Here is a 7,040-nt window from a genome sequence, read left to right on the forward strand (position 1 = left end):
GTGACGCAGCGAAACGAGCCCGATGCGGTGGAGATTCTCTCCGGCGTGTTCGAGGGCAAGACCACCGGCACGCCGATCTGCCTGCTGATCCGCAACACCGACCAGCGCAGCAAGGACTACGGCAACATCCTGCAGACCTTCCGCCCCGGCCACGCCGACTACACCTACTGGCACAAGTACGGCATTCGCGACCCGCGCGGCGGTGGCCGCTCGTCGGCTCGGCTCACGGCGCCGACGGTCGCCGCCGGTGCTGTGGCGCGCAAGTGGCTGAAGCAACAGTACGGCACCACGTTCTCCGGCCACATGACGCAGATCGGCGAGATCGCCATCCCCTTCGAGTCGATGGATCACGTGCCCAACAACCCCTTCTTCGCCGCCAATGCGAGCGACATCCCCCGCCTCGAGTCCTACATGGACGAGCTGCGCAAGGCCGGCGACAGCTGCGGCGCCCGCCTGTCGGTGGCGGCGCACCGCGTGCCCGTCGGCCTGGGCGAGCCGCTGTACGACCGGATCGACGCCGACATCGCCAAGGCCATGATGGGCATCAACGCCGTCAAGGGCGTGGAGATCGGTGCCGGCTTCGCGAGCGTCACGCAGCGCGGCACGACGCACGGCGACGAGCTCACGCCCGCTGGCTTTCGCAACAACAACGCCGGTGGCGTGCTGGGCGGCATCTCGACCGGGCAGGACATCACCGTGTCCATCGCCGTCAAGCCCACCAGTTCGATCCGCAGCCCGCGCGAGTCGATCGACCTGCAAGGCAAGCCGGCGACGGTGGAGACCTTCGGCCGCCACGACCCCTGTGTCGGCATCCGCGCTACGCCGATTGCCGAGGCGCTGCTGGCCCTGGTGCTGATGGATCACGCACTGCGCCACCGCGCTCAGTGCGGTGACGTGCGGGTGCCCACCCCGCCCATTCCTGGGCAGATCGGCTGAGGTTCTCTCAAGCCGCCATGTGGAGGGCTCTTACCCAATGGTGGCGCGGTACTCCCCGCGCGGCGGACAACCCACCCGTCGAGCAGCTTCGTCAGGCACGGCCTGCGGCGGCGCCCGGTGGGCCGCAGCCCTCCGACACCGACATCGCTCGCCTCTTCACGGCCACCCTGCTGGGCGCCCCGGCGCTGCGTGACGAAGCCCCAACCGCAGCCGAGCAGATCGTGCTCAAGCGTCTGGAGAACGCCGTGCGGGCGGGTGGTGAAGAACAGCTGGTGCCTCGCATGCCGTCGGTGCTGCCCAAGTTGATGCGCTTGCTGCGGCGCGACGACGTGGCTGTGCACGAACTCATCGACCTGCTCGAGCGCGAGCCTGCGCTGCTGGGCGAGGTGATGCGCGTTGCCAACTCGCCTCTCTACGCCGGCACGCAGACCCTGACGAGCCTGGACGCGGCCATCGCCCTGCTGGGGCAGCAGGGCATCCAGCAGGTGGTGACCCGCGCCGCCATGGTGCCGGTGTTCGATCTGGCGCAGGGGCGATTCGGCGCCAGCTCCGGCACCTTGCTGCTGGATCAGGCCAACGCCTGTGCCCACGACTGCGCGATGCGGCGCATCGGCTTCACCGACCACTTCGACGCCTACCTGGCCGGCATGGTGGCCAACACCGGCCTCATCGTGGCGCTGCGGCTGTTTGACCAGCAACAGGTGACTGCCGCCCCCGTGAGCTTCGCCTTTCACGATCGCCTGGCGACGCTGTCGGCCCACGTGTCGGCCCATATTGCGCGGCAGTGGCGTCTCTCGGAGGCGGTGGCGGTGGCTGTCGAGTCGCTCGCGCAGCCTGCGCAGGCCGAGGCGTCGGGTCTTGCCGCAGCGCTGCGCCTGGCCGACCAGGCCAGCACGGTGCAGGTGCTGACGAGGTGATGCGCTAGGGATAACACTCCCGCGCACGCCCACTAAACTTCTGGTTTCTCGGCCGCCCGTCGCCCACCGGCACGGCTCGGCCCCTTCAATCTGCAGTTTGTCGCAGAGCCGCCCGGGCAAGGGAACTCCCCTCCTAGACTGCCGGCCATGACGAATTCAGACAAACAACAAGGCGCAGCCCCACGAGGGTGGGCGCCTGCAGGAGTGGTTCCGATGGGTATGTCAAAACGGCGGCTGTGGGTCGGCGGCGTCATCGCGGTGGGTGTGCTGGCCGGCGTTGGCCTCGCGGTGGTTCCCCGGCTTTCCAACGGCGCGAAAGATGCGCCTTCCAAGGATGGCAAGAAGCCCGAGGTGCCGCTGGAGTTCTCGGCCACCGAGGTGGTGCGGCCCGTGCTGACCTCCATGCCACTCGTGATCCAGTTCTCCGGCCCGTTGGTGGCGCCCCGTACGGCCGTGGTGCGTGCCAAGGCGCCCGGCACCCTGCTTGCGCTGCGTGTGGCCGAGGGCAACCGCGTGAAGGCCGGGCAGCTGCTGGGCGAGATCGACCTGGCCGACCTGCAAAGCCGCGTCACCGAGCGCAGCGCCACAGTCGACGCGGCCCAGGCCACGCTCACCGAGGCCGAGCGCCAGCATGCCGCCAACGTGAGCCTGGCGAGCCAGAACTTCATCTCGCCGACCGCGCTGCAGACGTCTCAGGCCCGGCTCGATTCGGCGCGCGCGCAGCTCAAGGCGGCGCAGGCGCAGTTGGCCACCGTCCGCCTCGGCGTGAAAGAGGCGCAATTGCTGGCGCCCATCGCCGGCATCGTCGGCAAGCGGTATGTGGTGCCTGGCGAGAAGGTCAGTGCCGAGCAGCAGCTGCTGACGGTGGTGGACCTGACCTCGCTGGAGCTGGCCGGCAGCGTCGGCACGCACGAGGTCTCGCTGCTCAAGCCGGGGCAGCCGGTGCAGATCAAGGTCGAAGGCTCGTCGCAGCCAGTGGCCGGCCGCGTCGATCGCATCGCACCAGCCGCAGAGCCGGGCAGCCGTTCCATCGGTGTGGTGGTGACTCTGGACAACAAGGCCGAGCAGTTCCGCGCCGGCCAATACGCCATGGGCAAGGTGGAACTGGCCGACGACACCCAGCGCCTCACGCTGCCCCTCTCGGCCATCGGCACCACCTCGGGCCAGGAGCAGGTGTGGGTGATCGAAGACGGCGCCCTGCTGCGACGGTCCATCACCACCGGGCGGCGCGATGAGGCGAATGCACGGGTCGAGGTGCTGACCGGGGTGAAGCCCGGCGCCACGGTACTCGCCGCGCGCTTCGACAACCTGCGCGACGGGGCCAAGGCCTCGGTGGCTGCCAAGCCGGCCTCGGCCGCCTCGGTGTCGGTGGCCTCGTCGGCTTCCGGCCCTGCCACGCTTCAGAAGTAAGGGGTCGACCATGTGGATGACCCGTGTGGCGATCAACAACCCCGTCTTCGCCACCATGGTGATGGTCGCGCTGTGCGTGCTGGGGCTGTTCTCGTACAGCAAGCTGGGCCTGGAGCAGATGCCCGACGTCAACCCGCCGGTGGCCTTCGTCGACGTGCAGTACCCCGGCGCCTCGCCCGAGGCGGTGGAGCGCGAGATCACCAAGCTGATCGAGGAGTCTCTCAACAGCATCGCCGGCGTCAAGCAGATCACCTCGCGCAGCTTCGAGGGCCGCAGCCAGACCAGCGTGCAGTTCACGCTCAACGCCGACATGGCGCGTGCCATGCAGGACGTGCGCGACCGCCTGGGCATGGTGCAGGCCGCCTTCCCGCGTGACGCGAAGATGCCCACCGTCTCGCGCTTCGACAACGACAACAGCCAGCCCGTGGTGGTGATGGCGCTGATCTCCAAGACGCGCAGCGCCCGTGACCTCTCGCTGGTGGCCGACCAGACCGTGAGCAAGCGGTTCCAGCGCGTGGAGGGCGTGGCCAAGATCGACATCACCGGCCTCGCCACCCGCGAGGTGCGCATCGACCTCGACCCGTCCCGCCTGCGCGCCTACATGATCACGCCGGCCGAGGTGAGCACGGCGCTGGCCGCGGCCAACAGCGACCAGCCGGTGGGCCTGCTCACCAACGGCACGCAAGACGCCATCCTGCGCGTCGAAGGCCGCGTGCGCGATCCCAAGCAGTTCGTCGACGTGGTGGTCGGACACCGTGGCGGCGCGCCCGTCACGCTGGGCGACCTGGGCACGCTGGTCGAGCGCGAGAAGGAGCCGGAGTCGATCTCCCGCATCAACGGCCAGCGCGCCGTGACCTTCAACGTCTTCAAACAGCAGGACGCCAACATCGTCGCGACCGGCGAGGCCGTGAAGGCCGCCATGGACGAAGTGAGCAAGACCCTGCCCACGGGCATGGAGCTCAAGCTCATCATCGCCACCAGCGACTTCGTCAAGGGTTCGCTCAGCGGCCTGCAGCACACGCTGATCGAAGGGGCGCTGCTCACGGTGGCGATCGTCTTCCTGTTCCTGCACTCCTGGCGCAGCACCATCATCACCGGGCTCACGCTGCCGATCGCGGTGATCTCCAGCTTCATCGCCGTCTATGCCTTCGGCTTCACTTTGAACTTCATGACGATGATGGCGCTCAGCCTGTGCATCGGCCTCTTGATCGACGATGCCATCGTGGTGCGCGAGAACATCGTGCGCCACGTCAACATGGGCAAGGACCATCACACTGCCGCCCGCGAGGGCACTGACGAGATCGGCCTGGCGGTGATGGCCACCACCTTCGCCATCTGCGCGGTGTTCACGCCGGTGGCCTTCATGGGCGGCATCGTCGGCAAGTTCTTCTTCCCGTTCGGCGTGACGGTGACGGTGGCCGTGCTGGTGTCGCTCTTCGTGAGCTTCACGCTCGACCCCATGCTGTCGTCTGTGTGGAAAGACCCGCCCGGCACGCGCCTGCGCAACCTGCCGGTGATCAAGCAGCTCATCCAGGGCACCGACCATGCGCTCGACGTGATGCACACGCTGTACGAGAAGCTCATCCACTGGGCGTTCTCGCCGCGCCGCTACCTGCGCTACCTGTCGCCGCGCGGGCTGATCCTGCTGCTGGGCGCGGCCAGCTTCGTCGGCGCGCTGATGCTGGCGCCGCTGGTCGGCTCCGAGTTCGTTCCCCAGACCGATCAGGGCTTCACGCAGCTCTCGCTGCGCATGGCCATCGGCTCCAGCCTGGCGCGCAGCGACGAGAAGGTGCGCCAGATCGAAGAGATCGTTGCCACATTCCCCGAGGTGAAGAGCATCTCGACCAACGTGGGCGGGCAGGGCAACGGCTTTGCCGTGGGCCGGGGCCAGGCCACGCTGAACATTGGCCTCACGCCGCGCAGCGAACGCAAGCGCTCGCAGAAGCAGGTCGAAGATGCGATTCGAGACGCCATCGCCAAGGTGCCGGGGGTGGAGACGGCGGTCGGCTTCAACCGGCCGATCTACGTGGCCATCCTGGGCAGCGACCCGGAGGGCCTGACGCGCATCGCGCAGGAGTTTGCCGACAAGGTCAAGAAGATCCCCGGCATCGTCGACGTGGACCTCTCCGCCAAACCCGGCCTGCCCGCCTATGCCGTGCGCCTGCGGCCTGGCGCCGTGCGCGAGCTGGGCCTGACGGCACCGCAGCTGGCCTCGTCGCTGCGCGCCTACGTCAACGGCGACATTTCCACCTACTGGACCACGCCCGACGGCGAACAGGTGCAGGTGCTGCTGCGCCTGCCCGAGGCGCAGCGCGAGCGCGTCGAGCAGATGCGTTTGCTGCCGGTGGCGTTTGCGAAGGACGGCACGCCCATCACGCTCGACAGCGTGGCGACCATCGAGCCGGTGTCCAACCCCGACGTGATTCGCCGCCAGAACCTGCAGCGCCGCGAGGCCATCTTCGCCGGCGTGCAGGGCAGGCCTGCGGGCGACGTGGGCGACGACGTGCAAAAGCTGGTCAAGGAAACCAACCTGCCGCCGGGCTTCAGCTTCGACGTGGGTGGCGACACCAAGGAGCAGGCCGAAGCGATGGGTGCCATGCTGGGCGCGATGGTGCTGGCGGTGATCTTCATCTACATCGTGCTGGCCAGCCAGTTCGGCAGCTTCCTGCAGCCGATTGCGATCATGGTCTCGCTGCCGCTCTCTCTCATCGGCGTGATGCTGGCCCTGCTGCTGTGGGGCTCGACGCTGAACATCTTCTCGATGATCGGCCTGGTGATGCTGATGGGCCTGGTGACCAAGAACGCGATTCTTCTGGTGGACTTTGCCAACCACGCGCGCAAGGCGGGTGCCACGATGGAAGAGGCTGTGATGCAGGCGGGCCTCACCCGCATGCGCCCGATCCTGATGACCACGGGTGCGATGGTGTTCGGCATGCTGCCGCTCGCGTTGGCCCTCAACGATGGCGGCGAGATCCAGGCGCCGATGGGCCGCGCCATCATCGGCGGGGTGATCACCTCGACGCTGCTGACGCTGGTGGTGGTGCCGGTCTTGTATTCGTACCTGGCGCGGGACAAGAAGGCCAAGCCGGCGGAGGTGGCGAAGCCGGTGGTGGCGCCTGGCGACCTGATTGCCAAGTGAGGTCACCCCGGCGGACGCCGGGGTCCAGTGCTGGGCCGATGCGCAGCGAGGCCCCGCTGGTGTTCGCTCTTCCCCTTCGGACGAGCTGAGCAGCGCAGGGCTTGGGGGCAGCGTGCGCAGCACGCCTCGTCCTCTGACTTCGCGCCGCCTGTTTGAACGCAGCGGCCGCAGGCCGCGTAGTGAGTTGGGCGCGAGCCCCCATGACCGAGCAGCGCAAGGCAGCCCTCGCTACGCGAGGGCCGAGGAGGCAGGGTCGCTTTCTTTGCCCCCTTTCTTTGTCGACACAAAGAAAGGGGGTCGGCCGCCGGGCCGAACTCCCGGCGCGGCCTCACGCAGTGAATCAATCACTGCGACAAGCGGCACGGGGCTTCGATACCTCTGCCTGAGCGGACTGAGGTACGCGATCAGAAGGATCAGCTTGAGCGCGTAGTGGCGTGCCCGTTGCGGCTCCCGGCGGTCCGCCGGGATGACGTCGGCCTACTTGGCGATCAAGTCACCCGACACCACCGGCTTAGCCACCTCCGCCGGCTTGGCCTTCTTGTCCCGCGCCAGGTACGAATACAAGACCGGCACCACCACCAGCGTCAGCAGCGTCGAGGTGATCACCCCGCCGATGATGGCGCGGCCCATCGGCGCCT

Annotated in this window: 4 protein-coding genes; all 4 read left to right on the forward strand. The window is 68.1% G+C overall.

Features of this window, described 5'->3' with window-relative positions; all coding sequences use genetic code 11:
- The coding region (aroC, locus tag VFL64_RS14045; protein WP_489541002.1) for a chorismate synthase at nt 1-936 on the forward strand (936 nt) is incomplete at its 5' end.
- Nucleotides 937-953: 17 nt separating this feature from the next.
- The gene (locus VFL64_RS14050) at nt 954-1,853 is read left to right on the forward strand and encodes an HDOD domain-containing protein (protein ID WP_489541003.1); all 900 of its coding nucleotides are present in this window, start codon (nt 954-956) and stop codon (nt 1,851-1,853) included.
- Between the two features lie 213 nt (nt 1,854-2,066).
- Nucleotides 2,067-3,263 carry an efflux RND transporter periplasmic adaptor subunit gene (locus VFL64_RS14055; protein WP_489541004.1) on the forward strand — a complete coding sequence of 399 codons (1,197 nt, stop codon included), beginning with the start codon at nt 2,067-2,069 and terminating at the stop codon, nt 3,261-3,263.
- 10 nt (nt 3,264-3,273) lie between these two features.
- Nucleotides 3,274-6,402: an efflux RND transporter permease subunit gene (locus VFL64_RS14060; protein ID WP_489541005.1), complete on the forward strand. Its 3,129-nt coding sequence runs from the start codon at nt 3,274-3,276 to the stop codon at nt 6,400-6,402.
- Nucleotides 6,403-7,040 lie beyond the last annotated feature (638 nt).

It is taken from the genome of Rhizobacter sp., from assembly GCF_035702065.1.
Classification (GTDB): domain Bacteria; phylum Pseudomonadota; class Gammaproteobacteria; order Burkholderiales; family Burkholderiaceae_C; genus Rhizobacter.